General features: G+C 48.3%; 25 protein-coding genes. 8 read left to right on the top strand and 17 right to left on the bottom strand.

From position 1 onward, the window contains the following. Positions 1-87: 87 nt before the first annotated feature. From K7G70_RS15630 to K7G70_RS15595, 8 genes are all read left to right on the top strand, one after another. A complete protein-coding gene (locus K7G70_RS15630; RefSeq protein ID WP_223789590.1) occupies positions 88-2,394 on the top strand; it encodes a bifunctional serine/threonine-protein kinase/formylglycine-generating enzyme family protein in 2,307 nt (768 codons plus the stop codon). 10 nt (positions 2,395-2,404) lie between these two features. Then, on the top strand, positions 2,405-3,055 hold the full coding sequence (locus K7G70_RS15625) for a YceH family protein (RefSeq protein WP_223789589.1): 651 nt from the start codon (positions 2,405-2,407) through the stop codon (positions 3,053-3,055). A gap of 13 nt (positions 3,056-3,068) precedes the next feature. After that, a complete protein-coding gene (locus K7G70_RS15620; protein ID WP_223789588.1) occupies positions 3,069-3,974 on the top strand; it encodes a DMT family transporter in 906 nt (301 codons plus the stop codon). After that, complete coding sequence (locus K7G70_RS15615; RefSeq protein ID WP_223789587.1) at positions 3,967-4,221, top strand: hypothetical protein; 255 nt, start codon at positions 3,967-3,969, stop codon at positions 4,219-4,221. Before K7G70_RS15620 ends, K7G70_RS15615 begins: the two co-directional genes overlap by 8 nt. Positions 4,222-4,223: 2 nt before the next feature. Beyond that, positions 4,224-4,712: a GNAT family N-acetyltransferase gene (locus K7G70_RS15610; RefSeq protein WP_223789586.1), complete on the top strand. Its 489-nt coding sequence runs from the start codon at positions 4,224-4,226 to the stop codon at positions 4,710-4,712. Positions 4,713-4,776: 64 nt separating this feature from the next. Further along, complete coding sequence (locus K7G70_RS15605; protein ID WP_223789585.1) at positions 4,777-5,676, top strand: DMT family transporter; 900 nt, start codon at positions 4,777-4,779, stop codon at positions 5,674-5,676. Positions 5,677-5,692: 16 nt separating this feature from the next. Further along, a complete protein-coding gene (locus K7G70_RS15600) occupies positions 5,693-5,941 on the top strand; it encodes a DUF3820 family protein (protein WP_223789584.1) in 249 nt (82 codons plus the stop codon). After that, complete coding sequence (locus K7G70_RS15595) at positions 5,938-6,510, top strand: uracil-DNA glycosylase family protein (protein ID WP_223789583.1); 573 nt, start codon at positions 5,938-5,940, stop codon at positions 6,508-6,510. Before K7G70_RS15600 ends, K7G70_RS15595 begins: the two co-directional genes overlap by 4 nt. Here the strand turns inward: K7G70_RS15595 and K7G70_RS15590 are convergent. The 17 genes from K7G70_RS15590 to K7G70_RS15510 all read right to left on the bottom strand — a co-directional run bounded on the left by K7G70_RS15590 (position 6,488) and on the right by K7G70_RS15510 (position 15,502). Then, the gene (locus tag K7G70_RS15590; RefSeq protein ID WP_223789582.1) at positions 6,488-6,790 is read right to left on the bottom strand and encodes a hypothetical protein; all 303 of its coding nucleotides are present in this window, start codon (positions 6,788-6,790) and stop codon (positions 6,488-6,490) included. The two genes, K7G70_RS15595 and K7G70_RS15590, sit on opposite strands and share 23 nt — an antisense overlap. Positions 6,791-7,069: 279 nt before the next feature. After that, positions 7,070-7,213, bottom strand: a complete 144-nt coding sequence (locus K7G70_RS15585; RefSeq protein ID WP_223789581.1) for a hypothetical protein — start codon at positions 7,211-7,213, stop codon at positions 7,070-7,072. Further along, positions 7,214-7,585, bottom strand: coding sequence for a hypothetical protein (locus K7G70_RS15580; protein ID WP_223789580.1), 372 nt, complete (start codon positions 7,583-7,585; stop codon positions 7,214-7,216). 89 nt (positions 7,586-7,674) lie between these two features. After that, positions 7,675-8,016, bottom strand: a complete 342-nt coding sequence (locus K7G70_RS15575) for a hypothetical protein (protein WP_223789579.1) — start codon at positions 8,014-8,016, stop codon at positions 7,675-7,677. Between the two features lie 164 nt (positions 8,017-8,180). Continuing rightward, a complete protein-coding gene (locus K7G70_RS15570; protein ID WP_223789578.1) occupies positions 8,181-9,698 on the bottom strand; it encodes a tryptophan halogenase family protein in 1,518 nt (505 codons plus the stop codon). Positions 9,699-9,870: 172 nt separating this feature from the next. After that, complete coding sequence (locus K7G70_RS15565) at positions 9,871-10,161, bottom strand: hypothetical protein (protein ID WP_223789577.1); 291 nt, start codon at positions 10,159-10,161, stop codon at positions 9,871-9,873. 30 nt (positions 10,162-10,191) lie between these two features. Continuing rightward, complete coding sequence (locus K7G70_RS15560; RefSeq protein ID WP_223789576.1) at positions 10,192-10,671, bottom strand: hypothetical protein; 480 nt, start codon at positions 10,669-10,671, stop codon at positions 10,192-10,194. Beyond that, on the bottom strand, positions 10,668-10,934 hold the full coding sequence (locus K7G70_RS15555; protein WP_223789575.1) for a hypothetical protein: 267 nt from the start codon (positions 10,932-10,934) through the stop codon (positions 10,668-10,670). Before K7G70_RS15555 ends, K7G70_RS15560 begins: the two co-directional genes overlap by 4 nt. A 24-nt stretch (positions 10,935-10,958) precedes the next feature. Beyond that, positions 10,959-11,267: a hypothetical protein gene (locus K7G70_RS15550; RefSeq protein ID WP_223789574.1), complete on the bottom strand. Its 309-nt coding sequence runs from the start codon at positions 11,265-11,267 to the stop codon at positions 10,959-10,961. A gap of 189 nt (positions 11,268-11,456) precedes the next feature. Next, the gene (locus K7G70_RS15545) at positions 11,457-12,284 is read right to left on the bottom strand and encodes a MipA/OmpV family protein (protein WP_223789573.1); all 828 of its coding nucleotides are present in this window, start codon (positions 12,282-12,284) and stop codon (positions 11,457-11,459) included. A gap of 276 nt (positions 12,285-12,560) precedes the next feature. Further along, positions 12,561-12,923, bottom strand: a complete 363-nt coding sequence (locus tag K7G70_RS15540; RefSeq protein ID WP_223789572.1) for a hypothetical protein — start codon at positions 12,921-12,923, stop codon at positions 12,561-12,563. Beyond that, complete coding sequence (locus tag K7G70_RS15535) at positions 12,913-13,215, bottom strand: barstar family protein (RefSeq protein WP_223789571.1); 303 nt, start codon at positions 13,213-13,215, stop codon at positions 12,913-12,915. Before K7G70_RS15535 ends, K7G70_RS15540 begins: the two co-directional genes overlap by 11 nt. After that, on the bottom strand, positions 13,196-13,492 hold the full coding sequence (locus tag K7G70_RS15530) for a hypothetical protein (protein WP_223789570.1): 297 nt from the start codon (positions 13,490-13,492) through the stop codon (positions 13,196-13,198). Before K7G70_RS15530 ends, K7G70_RS15535 begins: the two co-directional genes overlap by 20 nt. Positions 13,493-13,667: 175 nt before the next feature. Beyond that, on the bottom strand, positions 13,668-14,186 hold the full coding sequence (locus K7G70_RS15525) for a hypothetical protein (RefSeq protein WP_223789569.1): 519 nt from the start codon (positions 14,184-14,186) through the stop codon (positions 13,668-13,670). Continuing rightward, on the bottom strand, positions 14,183-14,476 hold the full coding sequence (locus K7G70_RS15520; RefSeq protein ID WP_223789568.1) for a hypothetical protein: 294 nt from the start codon (positions 14,474-14,476) through the stop codon (positions 14,183-14,185). Before K7G70_RS15520 ends, K7G70_RS15525 begins: the two co-directional genes overlap by 4 nt. Further along, the gene (locus K7G70_RS15515) at positions 14,469-15,038 is read right to left on the bottom strand and encodes a hypothetical protein (RefSeq protein WP_223789567.1); all 570 of its coding nucleotides are present in this window, start codon (positions 15,036-15,038) and stop codon (positions 14,469-14,471) included. The genes K7G70_RS15520 and K7G70_RS15515 overlap by 8 nt, the downstream gene beginning before the upstream one ends. Positions 15,039-15,145: 107 nt before the next feature. Beyond that, on the bottom strand, positions 15,146-15,502 hold the full coding sequence (locus tag K7G70_RS15510) for a DNA-packaging protein (RefSeq protein ID WP_223789566.1): 357 nt from the start codon (positions 15,500-15,502) through the stop codon (positions 15,146-15,148). Positions 15,503-15,723: the final 221 nt, after the last annotated feature.

Raw genomic sequence — 15,723 nt, 5'->3', positions numbered from 1 at the left:
ATGGGATGTGAATTTTTTTTGAAAAATGACTTTTTCACCGAGATTGGCCGATCAATTTGGGGTGCCTTCAGTTAAAATGTCCAACAGATGACAAAAATTGATCACAAAATATCGATTCCTGATTACCGCATCATCCGCAAGATTGGTGAAGGTGGCATGAGTGTGGTCTATTTGGCCCATCAAGAGTCACTGAAACGGGAGGTGGCCTTGAAAGTCATGCGCCCGATCATCACCGATGAGGAAAATGTCGTCCGCCGCTTCACCCAAGAAGCCGAAATCATTGCCAAGTTGTACCACCCCAACATCGTCAACATCTATGAAGTGGGCCATGTCGATGACGAGATTTTGTTTTATTCCATGCCGTACTTGCAGCATGGCGATTTGACCACATTTGCGTACCACGACGATGAAGAATTGAAGCAGATGATCGCCGGCATTTGTGATGGCTTGTCCTATGCCCACACCCAAGGCGTGGTGCATCGCGACATCAAGCCTGAAAACATTTTGTTCGATCAATTTGGCAACGTGCAAATTGCTGACTTTGGCATCGCATTGAGCACTGGGCGGCGTCGTTTCACCAAAGACAGCCGCATCATCGGCAGTGTCTATTACATGAGCCCGGAACAAGCCCAGTCAAAACATGTGGATGCCCGCTCAGACATCTATGGCTTGGGTGCCATCCTCTATGAAGTGCTGACCGGTGAGCCGGTGTTCGAAGAGGACAATGATTTGTCATTGATGATGGCTCATGTGTCCAACCCGGTACCGGACCTGCCGCCCGAATTGGCACATTGGCAACCTGTCATCAAGCGCTGTTTGGCCAAATCACCCAATCAGCGTTACCAAAACATGCAGGAGTTGAAAGCCGCGGTGTTGCAGGTCAGCAACGTCAAACAAAGGTTTTTCACTTTAAGCCGCATGGGTATTTTGGCCACATTGGTGTTGGCCGGTATCAGCCTTGGGCTGGTGTGGCAAATCACCCGCGAACAGCCCACACCGGCGCAACCTGATCCTGTGGCGCAAACAGCCAATGGTTCACCGGTGGTGCCCCAGCCGACTGATTTGATCAGCCAAATGCCAGCAGATCCACCGCCAGGAATTTTGGATTCCGCCGTCACAGATGTGGCCGATGATGTGGTCAAGCAAGCCCCTGCGCCGGTGGTCAACTTGCTCAGCGAAGCCCAGGAAGAACAGCTGTTGCAACAAGCCAAACGCAACATCCAACGGAAACAACTGACCACCCCCAAAGACAACAACGCCTTGGATCAAATCCTGCAGTTGTTGACCAACATACCACAACATGCCGAAGGCCTGGGTTTGTTGTCTGATGTCATGGCGGGTTACTACGAGTTGCTCTATCAAGCGGTGCAAAAAGGTGATCTGCAACAGGCCAAAACCTTTGCCGATTCAGTCTCTGAAGTGCGTCACCGCATCATTATGGTCGATGAAAGGTTGCTGCACCAGTTGGAGTTGAACACAGAATTGGAACGGTCCTTGATGTTGGGCAGCATCGTGGAAAAATTCAACACCGCCAAAGGGCAGTTGAATCACGTCAAAGTCAATCAATTGATTGCTTTGGTTGATCAGGTGGTGCCAGGCCAAGAGTTGGTTGATGAGTTGACCGATTCGGTGAAAACCATGTTGCGACCAGGCCAGGTGTTGACCGACCAACGCGGCATCAAAACCGTGGTCATCACGCCTCAATATAAAAATCGCCAGGGCTTGTTGAATTATGGCCTGGCCGTGACCCGCAGTGAGGTGACTTTTGCCGAATATGACCGCTTTGTCAGGGCCACCAACCACCCGCTGAAACGGTGCAAAAGCCAAATCAAATCGAACATGATTTTCTCGCAGCGCAATTACACCAAACCAGGCTTCAAGGTGAGCGATGACATGCCGGTGGTTTGTGTCAGTTGGCCCGATGCCAACCAATATGCCTTGTGGCTCAGTGAACAAACCGGACACACCTATCGATTGCCGACGGCCCGGGAATGGCGCCACTTGATGAAATTGTCGCAAGCCGGATCAGGCTGCGGCGCGGCCAATTTGGCGGGACAGGAATTGCAAGCCAAATGGCAAGACAAAGCCATCGAAGCACCGTTGCAGAGTTGTGATGATGGCGTCATGTATGTGGCCAGCACCACGCGTTTTGGAAAAGACGGACTGGGCTTGTATGGCATGGGCGGCAACGTCAGTGAATGGCTGTCAGGCTGTGAAGCCCTGGGCAAGTTCAAAGCCATTTTTAATCCCGATGACCCCTGTGACAGCAACCCGGTGATTGGCCGATCCTGGATGTCCGGTCCCGATGATGACGGTGCAGTCAAGTCGGTCGATTTTGATGAAGCCTGGACCCACATTGGCTTTCGTTTGATCCGAGATCTCAGAAAAGAATGAAGGAAAACCCATGAATGATGCAGATCAGGTCGCTGCCGAAGCGGCAGACCAAGCCGCTTATTTCACCGCCAAAGAAGCCCGCGTGATCGCGTGTTTGATGGAAAAGCAGCTGACCACGCCCAACAACTACCCCTTGAGCATGAATTCATTGTTGTTGGCTTGTAACCAAAAAACCAATCGGGTGCCGGTGATGAACCTGACCGAAGGGGAGGTGGGTCACACCGTCAGCCAACTGGAAAGCCGCAACTTGGTGGGGGTGGATTATGGCGGCCGGGCCAACCACGTGACCCATCGGGTGATGACCGAATTTGACATCGATCGCCAACAACAAGCGGTGCTGGCGGTGTTGATGGTGCGCGAACCGGTGACGTTGAATGACGTGAAAAGCAAAACCGGCCGCATGGTAGACTTCGTTGACATCAATGAGGTCAAAGCGGTGGTTGATTCATTGATAGAGCGGGATTGGCCATTGGTCATCCGCATCCCCAAAGGCCCTGGCAGTCGCGAAGACCGTTACACCCACCTGTTGTGCGGCGAAGTCGATGTCAGCTCCGTGGTACAAACCGTCAAAGCCACCAGCACGCAAGCCTCTCGCCTGGACGAGTTGGAGTCGCGGGTGGCCCAGTTGGAAGCCCAAATGCAAACCCTGCTGGGCGATTGATCCACGGCCACGCATGAATCCTGCCGACAGCCCTGCCATCGACAAATGGGCCATCGTCACCATGCTGGTGGCGGCCTTGATCATCAGCACCTCCAGTGTCTGGGTCAAACTGGCCAACATGGGCGCTTCAGCCATTGGTTTTTACCGCATGGCCATCGGCGGCTTGTTGATGGTGTTGTTGTGTTGGTGGCAAAAAAAGCCCTTGTGGCGCCACGCCACACAAGCCCGCTGGCTGCTCCTGGGGGCGGTGTTTTTTGCGGCGGATTTGTGGTTTTGGCACCGCTCCATCCAATATGTGGGTCCTGGTTTGGCCACCGTTTTGGGCAATGTCCAGGTCTTTTTCATGACCCTGTTTGGTTACCTGTTCCTCAGTGAAAAGATCGGCTGGAAGTTTTTCCTCGGTTTGGTGCTGACCTTCACCGGTTTGTTTTTGTTGGTCGGCTTGCAATGGGGTGAATTGTCAGCCAATTACCGACTGGGGGTGTTCTATGGCTTGGCCACCTCCTTGGCTTACACCGGTTTCATGCTGTCACTGCGGCACGTACAAGCCATGCCAGGCGCCCTGTCACCGATGGCCAACCTGGGTTTGCTCTCGGTGATGTGTGCTTTGATCCTGGCTGCCGTGGTGGTCTGGGAAGCCGGTACCTTTGTCATTCCCGATTGGCAATCCGGTCTCTCTGTGCTGCTGTTGGGGGTATTCTGTCAGGTGGTGGGTTGGGTGTTGATCACCCAAACCATGCCGACCTTACCCACCTCAATTGTCGGCTTGCTGTTGTTGTTGCAACCGGCCATGTCGATGGTGTGGGATGTGCTGTTTTTTGCCCGGCCAACCTCCTGGATGGATGGTGTGGGTTTGATGTTGGTGTTGGCTGGGATTTACCTGGCCACCATCCGCCGGCGTCGACGGTCTGATGGATAGGTTCACAGCCTTGTTGTGGGGCACGGTGTTGATCCTCACGGCGGTCAACCTATACGCCTGGTGGCAGTTGCTCGGTGACGGGCCGGGTGTCCGGGGGGCAGGTCGCATGGTGGTGCTGATATTGGGCTTGGCGGTCGGTGCTTTGTTTGCCGAGAAGTTTGGCGATCATCGCTTTACCCATTCCTTGGTGCGTTTTGGCTGTGTCATTGGCTTGGTGGTGGTTTATTATGTGCTGACGGTACGTTGAGCATGTCGAAAGATCCTGCACCATTGACTTTTGTGGCGGCCACCAATGCCGATTTGCAACAGGTGCTGGGGTGGTTTGCTTCGGCCCGAGACTTGTTGTACTGGGGTGGTCCCGATTTGACTTTTCCGCCTGAACTGAATCGGTTTAAACAACAATCGAAATACCACAAAAGCCATTCCCACGTGTTGCGATTGGGCCATGAGGTGGTGGCTTTTGGGCAGTTTTACAACCGCCTGGAGCGCTGTCATTTGGGTCGATTGGCGGTGTCACCCAAGCACCGGGGACAGCGCCTGGGCGAGCAGTTGATTGAGCAATTGTTGCGGCAAGGTCACCAGCAACTGAACTTGGCCGAAGCCTCTTTGTTTGTGCTCAATGACAACCGGCCCGCCATGCGCTTGTACCGACGCATGGGCTTTGTGGAGCGGCCTTATCCCAAACCCATCCCGCTGCCCAATTGTGTTTACATGATCCGCCCAGAAAAACCCGCATAAGGGTGGTCAGCGCCGATCCCAGCGATTAAACTGTGTTGACCTTGTCGAGCCTCCTAAGCCATTCATGACCACAGCAGCCAACAGCCAATTGTTCAAAGCCATCGCCCTGATGTTGTTGGCGGCCTTGGGCTTCAGTTTTATGAATGTGTTGATCCGCTGGTCGGCCAGTGAACTGCACGCCTTCCAAATCGCCTTTTTCCGCAATTTATTTGGACTGGTCTTCATGTTGCCGTGGTTGATCAGCAATGGTTACCGCTCGTTCAAAACCGGGCGCATCAAATTGTTCATCATCCGCGCCTTGTTGGGCATCAGCGCCATGTATTGTTATTTTTGGGGCATCACCGTGCTGCCTTTGGCCAAGGCCGTGGCCTTGAGTTTTACCGTGCCTTTGTTCGTCACCATTGGCGCGGCGGTGGTGTTGCGTGAACAGGTCCACGCCCGCCGCTGGGTGGCGGTGCTGGTCGGCTTCGTCGGTACCCTGATCATCTTGCGGCCCAGTTTGGATGGCGATTTGTTTGCCTCCTTGGTGGTGGTGGCCTCATCGGTGTTCATGGCCGCTTCGGTGCTGATCATCAAAAGCCTGTCACGCACCGAGGATACCAACGTCATCGTCATGTACATGGTGTTGTTGATGACCCCCTTGTCCTTACCGGTGGCGGTTTATGTCTGGCAGTGGCCGTCCTGGGAAATCTGGCTCGGGGTGGTGGTCATGGGTTTTCTGGGCAGCTTTGCCCACCTCATGTTCACCTCCGCTTTGCAACGGTCGGACGTGTCCATCGTCATGCCGTTTGATTTCGCCCGCCTGCCTTTCATCATCGTCATGGCCTGGGTGTTTTTTGATCAGTCGGTCGATCAATGGACCGTCATCGGTGCCGCCATCGTGTTTGCATCAGGCATCTACATTGCCCACCGCGAAGCGCAACTGAACAAGCGCCGCGCCACCCAAGCCAAGATCACTTCATGAGGCGATGGATGGGTCCATGAAATTCAGTCAGGCACAGCAGCAGGCTTTTCTCAAAGCCTTGACCCAAAAGATGCCATACGGCAAATACCAGAGGCGGTTGTTGATGGATTTACCGGGTCACTACCTGGCCTGGTTCAAGCGCCAAGGCTTTCCCGACAATGCCTTGGGTCGGCAATTGGCTTTGGTTTTTGAGTTGGATCACAATGGCTTGTTACCGGCATTGCGTCAGCGCCTGCAAGCAGCCAACACCCGAGATACCGAGTGAAAGCCCTGTTGCAAGAGATCAGCCGCTGTCAGCTGTGTGCCGCCCATTTGCCGCATGGGGTGCGTCCGGTGGTGCAGGCCAGTTCGCACAGTCGCATCTTGATTGTCGGCCAAGCCCCGGGCCGCAAAGTGCATGAGACCGGTATCCCTTGGAATGACCCCAGTGGCGACCAATTGCGCTTGTGGTTGGGGGTGGACTCGGCGACATTCTATGATCCGGATCGATTCGCCTTGATGCCGATGGGCTTTTGTTTCCCCGGCAGCGGCAAGCAAGGTGATTTGCCGCCGCGCCAAGAATGTGCGCCCAAATGGCACCCGCAGTTGTTGCCGTTGATGCCGGACATTCAGCTGACTTTGTTGGTGGGTCTATACGCCCAGACCCATTACTTGTCCGATGGTTTTCGCACTTTGACCGAACGGGTGAAACATTGGGCCGACTGCGAAGCCGGCCATTGGCCGCTGCCACACCCTTCGCCCCGCAACCGCATGTGGCAACGCAACAACCCTTGGTTTCAAACGGAGGTGGTGCCGTTGCTGCAGCAGCGGGTCAAGGGGATTTTGTTGAATTGAGTTGGCTTGCTTTGTACCGGCCCCCAGCAGCCAGCTGGCGGTGTTTGTTGAACACCCGCCACAACAACCACAACAAGACAGCCAGCAAAACCGCACACCCCACCCACACCAAGGCGTAAAACCAGGCTTCGCTGTGCCTGAGGTGGGTCAGGGTGTTGGTGGTCATGATGGCGCCGTAAAGCAAAGCCAGTGGCATCATCAACAAGGCCAAGCCGGCAAACACGGCGTGCAACACACGGCGGTGCCAGGACAAGGCTTGGTTTGGTTGGTTGGGGTTCATGCCTTCATTTCACTTTGGTTTTCAATTGCGTGCTGTTGTGTGCTTTGAAACGGTTGCGCCGGGCCCTGCGCCGCAACAAGCGGTGCATTTTAAACCGGGGTTGCGCCCGCTCAGTTCCATACGCAGCAACCATTTCCTTCGCGATGGATCGGTCCTTGACCATAAACAATGATTTGATAAAAAACCACATACGCTTTCATACCTCCTGTATTGATTAATATCAAAATAACAGAATGGGGTTGCTTTTTTGAGTGCCAGAAGTTGTGTTTGATACCCAGCTCAGCGGTGACACAAGATCCAGGGGTAGGTGGTGGTCAATTCATGCACGTGTGCTGCCCGAGCCGCAGCCTGGTGGCTGTCAATGAAGTCACACATGTCCCGCATCTTCAAGGTGCCCCAGGCGCTGGCCAAAGCACAGGCCATTTAACTCGAGCTCAAAAACAGCGTAACTTTTTGGTGCCATCCTTGGAACCAGACCTGCATCACCACATCGATCAAGGCCCACAAAGCACACAACAAATAGGCCAATAACAGCGTGTCATAAATCGACCAGCCGATCGCATTCAAGCCCAGCCAATAGTTTTTGTGTCCCACACAATAATCCGCCGCCATGATGCCCAGGATTTGGATCACGTCATGCAGTAATATTATGGTGAATAACACCACAAACAAGGCCCCGTTGAAGCGCAATGGCTGACGTTTGGCACGGGGGATTTTGCGGTTCCTGAGTGGCAGGGTATGAAGACCTCCTGCTTCGTCTTGGGTGGCCATCTTGGCCGCCGTGGTACAAGCCATCCGTCGGCTCGCTGTACCATCATTGTAACTGATTTATGCCGCCTTATGGCCTGCCAGAAGTGTGGTTTGCTTTGATGTTGGCATCTTGGTCAGGATTCTCTGATGCCACTGAGGAACCGCACAAAGTGTTTCAAGCACCAGGAAAAACAGTGGTACACCAAATAACCCATGGCTGGCAGGGCCAACACCGTGATGACCAAGCCATAGATGCCCAGCTGCTCCATCAACATGTGTGGGTGCAGTGAGCCGTGAATGATGAAGGTGCTCAGGATGCTGAAGGTCACAGGTAACAAAAAGATGCCGCCACTCAACAAGCACACACAGGCCAATAAAGAATAAATGCGTTGCAGCCAACCCAGGCGCCGGGCTTTGATCGCGGCCAACTTGGCTTGGTAGGGGTTCTGTTCAAGGTGGTTTTTCAGTTCTTGCATGGGTCTGGTTAATTCACGGCAGCCATGACACGAATGCGCTTGAGCCGTCGGTGGTTGCTCATCTCATTAACAAGCATATCAAGCCATCAGCGATGCAGTCAATGCAGTTCCAAAATAAGGCCTCGGTGTTCAGCAAGCTCAATACGGCCAGAGTTTGAATCGTTTCATGCACATTTGGGGAATGGGCCCAACTTCAGCTGCTCACGGTGCGGTTTGAAATTCAGCAAACAGTCGGCAAAAAACTGTTGTAAATAGTCTTGGTTCACCTGACCTGGGTGCTGCTTGTTGCGCGATGACACTGGTGGAAATTGGCCGGTTCCGGCCAACATGCAATTCCATGAAATGGGGGAATAATATTGGGTGACGCCCAGTCGCTGCAGCTCATCTTCTAAATATCCGCCGCGATGCCAGCAGTCCATGATGTCCCGCAACTGGTCGGATATGTTGGGGTTCTCGCGGTTGTTGATCCAATAGTCGGTGTCGGTGCGGCTGTTGGTTTGGTAATGCAACACAATGTAATCCCGGATGCCGGCGTAGTTCTGGTTGACCTTGTCATTGTATTTTTGTTGGTGGTAGTTGCTGAACTCACCGTTTTGAAAGGCCTGGATGAACATTTCAACCGAGGTTTGGATGAATTGGATGGCGGTGGCTTCCAACGGTTCGATGAAGCCTTGAGACAAACCGATGCCCAAACAGTTGCGCACCCAGCTTCGTTCGGTGCAGCCAACCCGCATATTCAGGTGCCTGGCTTCGGTGTCGTCATCCAACAAGCCCAAATGGGACCTCAATTCGGTCTCGGCTTCATCTTCGCTGCAATAATCAGAACTGTAGACATAACCATTGCCATAGCGATTGGTCAGGGGGATTTTCCACGCCCAGCCATGTTTCATGGCGGTTGAAACCGTGGCCGATGGAATGGGTCCAGATATCTCAGAGGGCATGGCAATGGCCCGGTCATTGAACAGGTTGTCAGCAAAACTGACGAACGGAACTTGCAGGGTTTTTTGCAGCAAGATGGAAGCGAAGCCGGTGCAGTCAATGAAAAAGTCAGCATCCAAACAAGTGCCATCAGCCAATTCAATGGCGGCCAGATCGCCGTTTTCATGGCGCCTGACATGCTCAACGGTGCCGGTCATGTGCCGCACCCCGCGTTCAACCGCCTTGTCCCGCAGAAAACGACCGACCAACATAGAATCAAAATGATAGGCATAGTCAAACTGAAACGGGAAATTTTGCGCCGCTTTGGGTGCCATGTCATGGGCCGCCAATTGGGACATCAAAAAGTAACGTTCAGGCGTCACATCCACATCATGGCCTTGGCGCCGGAGCACGGTGTGCTCGCGGAAAAACTGATAGGTCATGGAATCAATGGTGCAGCCAAAAGGGTGAAAGTATTCAGTGTGGCCGGGAATGGTGGACCAGTCTTTGAAGGTGATGCCATTTTTGTAGGTGCCATTGCAGGCAGGCATCCACTCCGCTTCGTCAATCTCCAAGGTGTCAAACAAGTCCTTCATTTTAGGTGTCGACCCTTCACCCACACCAATGATGCCAATTTCAGCAGATTCCACCAAGCTGACCTGGATGCCCCATTTCCGCCAATGGTGATTGAGCAAGCTGGCGGTCATCCAACCGGCCGTGCCACCACCAACGATCAAGATGTGATTGATTCCATTTGTGTTCATGTGGCCACCGAATTGAATTATGTTAACCATAGTACGAATATATTAGTACTATGGCATGAGTCAAAAGTAATGGTTATCGGGTTGTCAATCAAAGGTTGGGATTGAGATGTGGTTTATAACAATGCGGCTTCAAGCCGGTAAGCGGGGAGCCCAGAGACGCCATCGAGTACATTCACCACCAAAAATTCAGGCCCACCAGGGCAGGAGCCAGGGCCGTCAGGCCGGTTCCCACAGTCAGTCCCAATTCCCACGCTGGACTGAACCCGTCAGACCCGTCTGGATGATCACCATTGGCCTCTGGATAATCCAGTGATTCCAGGTTTTTGTTGAGCTTCGGCAGCACCGCCACATGGCTGATGGGAAAGCCAATGGGCCAGTGGCCATAGGCCTTGACCTGCGCTTGTTCAATCGACAAACAACAGCTGGACCACAAAAAACAGAGTAAGCAGAAGAGGGTTTTCATGGTACTGATCTGGGTGTGCTTGTTCAGGATTCAAGGTGAATTGGAAGCTTTGACCTTGACGAATTGGTTTAAATTTTCATACTTGAAGGATGAACCACACAATGTGGACCAGCCACCTGTTGGTGGTATTCGGTACATCAGAGTCAACTCAACGTCTTTCAGCCATTCTGGATTGGCACAAAAGTGAACCCCCATCATGCCACTTTTGATTGATTCGCCACTGTCAGTCTCACTGAACAAAGGATAGCCGCTGTCTGCAAACTCGATGGTGTTAGCGCCCTCTCCATGTTTCAAAACCGCGTTTTGAAAGACTTCATCCTGATAAGTTTCTGGTACAGTGATTTGATAAAAAACACAATGTTTTGAATCTTTAGTCCAGGCGCTTTCTACTTCAATGCTGATCTCTGGTTGGATTTTTTCACCACAAGCCAAAACGTGTCCATGAAAAAACAACACAGGAATGAAATATACCCAATTTCTTTTTGTATGTTTGAGTGATAAGGACTTCATAGTGCTTCATCATCTTCTGACTTGCGACTGCCAAACACCGCTTGATCACCAGCCCATTTGGGGGCTTTGCCGGTGTAAGCAACGATCATCATGATGATTGAAAAATAGCCGATTAACAACAGCTGCATCCAATGCATCACCGGGTCACTTTGAAGGTAAGCCATGATGCCATAAATCAAAGCAAACAGCCCACCCATGCCCAACAGGGCGCAGAGCACGCAGATGCCGGTGCCGTAGGTTTTGCGGTTGTTGCGATCTTCCATAGTCAAGCTCCTTAGGTGTTGTTGTTACTTTACCACATCATCGGGTGCTTTCTGCAAAAAATCAAAACCACATTCCAGGCATTGAACGGGTATGTTGTGGCTGGAAAATGGGGCGTGTTTCATGTTGGCAAAGACCAATGTCATTCGACATTGCGGACAGGCGATGCTCAATGGTTGAAAAGCCATGCCCATAAACACCAACACACAAAGGTACATCAAAATGAACAGGGCTTTGATTTCAAACACCATGATCACCGCAGCAACGAGCCACACAATGATGCTGATCCGCTTGTTGTCCTTGATTTCTTGTTGCCATTTTTCCTTGTATGTCATGGTCTCACTCCTGAAAATCCATTAACACCAAAATAGCAAATGGGGACATTGTTTTGAAGTGAGGGAAGTCATTGTTGGTGAGCTGACGGCCAGGCAGGCTTCATTTCACCGGGGGGTTAGTCGCTCAATGAAAAAAGGCCCAGAAAATCATGTCAGGGCCTATTAAAGATTCAGTCTCAGTGAGCTGAGTTAAAACACATAAATAAAGCCGATGCCGACCTCGGCTTCGTAATCATTGCGCGTGATGGGGCTGTCTTTGATCTCGCTGCTGCCATAATGTTCATACACGGCTTCGGCGAAGATTTGCCAGTTGTCACTCAAGTAGTGGCGGTGGTTGTAGTTGATGCCGATGGAGCGAAAACCACCATCCAGTTCGGTGGCGGCCAAACCAGAAGCCACCGCTTGTGCGGCCGTGATGCCAAATTCGCGGTTGGCATAGTCTTCATCATGAAAGGTGATGCCCACGCCCAGTTCAGACCCGCTGCCGTCGTTTTGACTGCCGAATCGCCAACCGCCGCCCAGCAGCAAGAAATTGCCTTCATCGCCAGCCAACAAGCGGCCATCGAACCAATAACGCCAATCGGCATCCAGTGCTTTGCGCACTTCAAACACCAATTCGGTGCTTTCATCGGTGTCGCCCAAGCCGTCCAAACGACCGTCATCTGAGTCATTCTCTTCGCGACCTTCTTCGAAGGCCAAGGTGGCTTGCAACAACCAGGTGTCATTCCTCAAACCGCGCCAGCCAATGGCTTCACCGGCAAAAAAGAACATGTTGTTGCCGGTGCGGTACTGAATGCCGCCAGCCAGATCAGGTTCAACCTCAAACTCATCTGAGCCTTCATAGGCCGACTCATATTCAACGCCCAGACCCAAGCCGAAGCCCCAGCCATCACCGTCGGTGAAATCAAAGATCGATGGCAGCGGCACCATCACCTCTCGCTCTGCTTGGGCATGGGCCAACTGGCAACCTGCCATGACCAACAACAAGCCAGTCAGGTGGTGTTTGTATTTTTTCATGATAACGCTCCGGAATTTTTGACCATTACTTGGCCATTCCAGTGAAAAAGCTGTGCATCCAAGCCATTTAATTTTTCACGAAAAACGGCCCCACAATGATTGTCTCATGCATGCGATACATGCGCACTTGATTTGTGAGAAATTGGATTGGGGTGTTAAGTGGATTTTTTGGAGTTTGTGGGGTTGGAATCAGCTGTTTTGAGCTGGCTGGGAATCTGTTGCTCTGACCCAGTTTAATTGAAAATCAGTGACTCTGACGCCATTGATTTTTCGTGTTTACTTTACTTCATTCACAAAGGTTTTGTATTCTTTGCCTCGGTCATCAATGGCAATCATGTGTTTTCTTTTCTTGTTAGGCCAGTAGAAGAAAAGTGAATCAATTCTGTTCATATCAATGTTCTGTGATAACAATTGTTTTTCGAGATGTGTTTTGTAGCATGTGATTGAGTTTTGAATTCTTTCTGTGAGCATTTGTTCAGGATTAAAGGTTCCAGACTTCCAATCGATCTCAATGTCATAACCTTTTCGATTGATGTTTCTTAATTCATCAATCACATAATCATCATCAAAATAATTCATCAAGCTGGTGAAGCTTTGACCAAAGTTGTGAATGGCAGAATAGATGTTTTTATATTTCATTGTAGGAAAGGGCCAAAGCTGTTTGATCACCATTTTTGAACAAACGGTAGTTCACAAAAGCAGAGCATTCATTGATGGCTTCATAAATATCAGGGTTGTTTTGTTTCAATCCTTTGATGCCTGTGATGTTAAACAGAAGCAGTTCATTGTTTTCTACAATTTCAGTGACACAATCAATCCAGGCGTCCATGTTTCGCCCGTAGTAAGTAGGAAAATTCAATTTTTCAAAAAACGTGTCATGAAATGACTCCCAATTTGTTATTTTGCTGCCATCAATGTTTATTGTTTTCATTTTTAATTTGATCAAATTCAATTTCAAAGTATGATTCGTTTGAAATGCCAAGCCTATATTTACCAAATTCAGCTTGAAGATTATCACTTCCTTCAATCCAGATTCTATTTGCATCAAAAATTTCACACAGGTTATAGGTCTCGATTACGCCAATTAAAGTAGTGGTCACTTTTTTACCTGAATCAATAAAGGAAAATAATACCTTGTATGAGTCATTGGTTCTTTTTACATGTAATTCATCAATGATTACGTCTGAATATATCTTGCCAATTTCCATAACTGTGATTCTCTTAAACTATATTGGTATTAAACACCAAAAAAGCGGTGTTTGAATTATGAGGAATTTGTAAAGATGGTGCCGGGGCCGGACGGGAACGAGAATGTAAGGCATTGAAAAATATGACTAAAACGAACTCTAGTAAATTTATACCAACAATTGTACCATCAGTTTTCTATGCTACTTTCAATTTGTTGAATTTTTGAAATGAAGACAAACTTGGTGAGGATGGTTTTTGCTTTAGCCTCTTTTGTGTTTTTTGGCCTTCGGGTTTTCCACTAATAATATGCAGATACTTTAAGTATTTTTCGTCTAATTCACTATCACTAAAAGACATTACTATGCTGCTAAAGTAATTTACTGAAGAATAATACTCGTCAAGTAAATTTTTATACTGACTTTCTGCAATTAAGCTATCAACGCAATTTAAGTATTGTCGTAGTTCTTCGCTAAATTTGTTTTGACTGCTTAATTGCTCAACAAGAGTTTCCAAAGAATCGTCGTAATATTTGGATTCATCTAAAGAATTACTGCTTTCAGAATTATTTAAATAATTATTAATGGATGACTCAAGATCATCGATACTTTTCTTAATAGTATCAATTTTTTTTCTCTCAGCTAATTCCTTAAAAACGAATAGGAAAGCAAAGAGAATTAAAATCACAACAGTCAAAATTTTTAATTCTAAAATCATTTCTTTTTCTTTTTCTTTTTCTTACTTGTGTTATTTTCAAATTTATCTAATACTATTTTCATAACTTCTTGGCACCCACCGAGGGTTCTATTGCACTGTGTAATTAGTTCTTCAGTATTATTTCCTTTAGCAAATTCGAATACATCTTTTATTATAACCCGTAATAAATTTACGAATAAATACATTAAAGCAGCATATGCAAATAGTAATAAGAGTGGATTGTTATTCAAAAGTTCGAATAACTTTGTAATTTGATCGACTTCTGTTATAGCTGATGCAGCGTTACTCATAGCTTTCTCTCAAAGTCTTGATCTTCCTCAAAGAAGTGTTAAGTTTGTCAATCACTTCTTTGATTTGATTTTCATAAATTTCAAATGAAATGCTTGTACCTTCATTTGTTTTAATTAATACAGAGCTTGGAAAAATTAAAGTATTCACAGATTCTTTGTTGATATCAAACACTGGTCTAATATTTGTAATAACTTCTATACTCTCATAAGTAACTAACTTCTCTTGTAACTTGGTTACTTTTTCATCCAGTATGAATGGTACTAGTTTTTTAAATTTGTTTCTAAGTAAGGACCAGCCTTTGTTTTCACTTAATTCTTTGCCAGTTACGTACTGAATAAATTCATCCATGTTTTTAACTTCTCTATCAAAATTATCACTTTCGATAAAATTAACTGAAGCAAATTCAATCATGCGTATCAGAGATTGTACATTGTTGTCTTCTGAAAATTCTTTCAAGTGAAAAATTTTATCCTTATCCTTTTTTATGAATAATTCCATTATGGAATTGAATTTATCCAAGGGTAAATTTTCAATATTCTTTAAGTCGGTATTAATTGACATAAGTTTCACTCAAGACTGCTAATGATTAATTGTACATAATGTGCTGGAAAAAAAATATACATTGTCAATTTGATATCTATATAGTTATTTGCTACAAAATAAATCTTTTAATCAAATTTTGTATTTAGAATTACCTTTATAGGTTCTTTTTCAATTAATGATGAACTTCTTCTTTCTGAATATCCAAAATTATGCAGCATCAGCTTGGTGATTGATGCGTTGAACTCACCTGTCAAACCTTTGTTAAGAAGGGTGACGTGCTGTTGGTCTTTGATTTTCTCTAACGTGTCCGAAAACTCCGGCTTGTCATCGTCATTTTTCCAGGCTGAAACGGTACTTTTTGCCAGTCCTAGCACTATAGACAGCCCGACAATTGAGGGGAACGGGTGGCCGTGTTTTTCATAATTTTGCAAATAGTCTTTGGCTTGTTTCAAAACATCATCATTGTACTTTGTGGGTCGCATGGTGGGCTCCTGTTTTTGAAGCGACGGCGCAAATCAATGAGTGATTGACCTGCGACCGCCGCCAGTGCTTTGTCATCTGTTTAATATCTACCTGCACATTCAATCAAAGGTAAATCTGGTTGCCATGGCATGAATCGCCCCGGGTTTACCGGAGAGTTTTTTACTTGAGTCATGCCGCATTGGCAGACTCACCAGTTGATGCATAATACATCATTTCTTTT

Source organism: Marinicella meishanensis (assembly GCF_019931145.1).
Taxonomy (GTDB): domain Bacteria; phylum Pseudomonadota; class Gammaproteobacteria; order Xanthomonadales; family Marinicellaceae; genus Marinicella; species Marinicella meishanensis.
The sequence above is the reverse complement of the archived record's forward strand: the minus strand, read 5'-3'. Positions and strand labels throughout refer to the sequence as shown.

What these genes read in the sequence shown, in the direction of transcription:
- K7G70_RS15530 (WP_223789570.1), bottom strand. Translation starts at nt 13,492, where the DNA reads ATGGAAATTGGCAAGATATATTCAGACGTAATCATTGATGAATTACAT.
- K7G70_RS15560 (WP_223789576.1), bottom strand. Translation starts at nt 10,671, where the DNA reads ATGAAGTCCTTATCACTCAAACATACAAAAAGAAATTGGGTATATTTC.
- K7G70_RS15615 (WP_223789587.1), top strand. Translation starts at nt 3,967, where the DNA reads ATGGATAGGTTCACAGCCTTGTTGTGGGGCACGGTGTTGATCCTCACG.
- K7G70_RS15570 (WP_223789578.1), bottom strand. Translation starts at nt 9,698, where the DNA reads ATGAACACAAATGGAATCAATCACATCTTGATCGTTGGTGGTGGCACG.
- K7G70_RS15590 (WP_223789582.1), bottom strand. Translation starts at nt 6,790, where the DNA reads ATGAACCCCAACCAACCAAACCAAGCCTTGTCCTGGCACCGCCGTGTG.
- K7G70_RS15625 (WP_223789589.1), top strand. Translation starts at nt 2,405, where the DNA reads ATGAATGATGCAGATCAGGTCGCTGCCGAAGCGGCAGACCAAGCCGCT.
- K7G70_RS15515 (WP_223789567.1), bottom strand. Translation starts at nt 15,038, where the DNA reads ATGTCAATTAATACCGACTTAAAGAATATTGAAAATTTACCCTTGGAT.
- K7G70_RS15525 (WP_223789569.1), bottom strand. Translation starts at nt 14,186, where the DNA reads ATGATTTTAGAATTAAAAATTTTGACTGTTGTGATTTTAATTCTCTTT.
- K7G70_RS15535 (WP_223789571.1), bottom strand. Translation starts at nt 13,215, where the DNA reads ATGAAAACAATAAACATTGATGGCAGCAAAATAACAAATTGGGAGTCA.
- K7G70_RS15580 (WP_223789580.1), bottom strand. Translation starts at nt 7,585, where the DNA reads ATGGCTTGTACCACGGCGGCCAAGATGGCCACCCAAGACGAAGCAGGA.
- K7G70_RS15605 (WP_223789585.1), top strand. Translation starts at nt 4,777, where the DNA reads ATGACCACAGCAGCCAACAGCCAATTGTTCAAAGCCATCGCCCTGATG.
- K7G70_RS15630 (WP_223789590.1), top strand. Translation starts at nt 88, where the DNA reads ATGACAAAAATTGATCACAAAATATCGATTCCTGATTACCGCATCATC.
- K7G70_RS15520 (WP_223789568.1), bottom strand. Translation starts at nt 14,476, where the DNA reads ATGAGTAACGCTGCATCAGCTATAACAGAAGTCGATCAAATTACAAAG.
- K7G70_RS15610 (WP_223789586.1), top strand. Translation starts at nt 4,224, where the DNA reads ATGTCGAAAGATCCTGCACCATTGACTTTTGTGGCGGCCACCAATGCC.
- K7G70_RS15550 (WP_223789574.1), bottom strand. Translation starts at nt 11,267, where the DNA reads ATGACATACAAGGAAAAATGGCAACAAGAAATCAAGGACAACAAGCGG.
- K7G70_RS15510 (WP_223789566.1), bottom strand. Translation starts at nt 15,502, where the DNA reads ATGCGACCCACAAAGTACAATGATGATGTTTTGAAACAAGCCAAAGAC.
- K7G70_RS15565 (WP_223789577.1), bottom strand. Translation starts at nt 10,161, where the DNA reads ATGAAAACCCTCTTCTGCTTACTCTGTTTTTTGTGGTCCAGCTGTTGT.
- K7G70_RS15555 (WP_223789575.1), bottom strand. Translation starts at nt 10,934, where the DNA reads ATGGAAGATCGCAACAACCGCAAAACCTACGGCACCGGCATCTGCGTG.
- K7G70_RS15620 (WP_223789588.1), top strand. Translation starts at nt 3,069, where the DNA reads ATGAATCCTGCCGACAGCCCTGCCATCGACAAATGGGCCATCGTCACC.
- K7G70_RS15540 (WP_223789572.1), bottom strand. Translation starts at nt 12,923, where the DNA reads ATGAAATATAAAAACATCTATTCTGCCATTCACAACTTTGGTCAAAGC.
- K7G70_RS15575 (WP_223789579.1), bottom strand. Translation starts at nt 8,016, where the DNA reads ATGCAAGAACTGAAAAACCACCTTGAACAGAACCCCTACCAAGCCAAG.
- K7G70_RS15585 (WP_223789581.1), bottom strand. Translation starts at nt 7,213, where the DNA reads ATGGCCTGTGCTTTGGCCAGCGCCTGGGGCACCTTGAAGATGCGGGAC.
- K7G70_RS15600 (WP_223789584.1), top strand. Translation starts at nt 5,693, where the DNA reads ATGAAATTCAGTCAGGCACAGCAGCAGGCTTTTCTCAAAGCCTTGACC.
- K7G70_RS15545 (WP_223789573.1), bottom strand. Translation starts at nt 12,284, where the DNA reads ATGAAAAAATACAAACACCACCTGACTGGCTTGTTGTTGGTCATGGCA.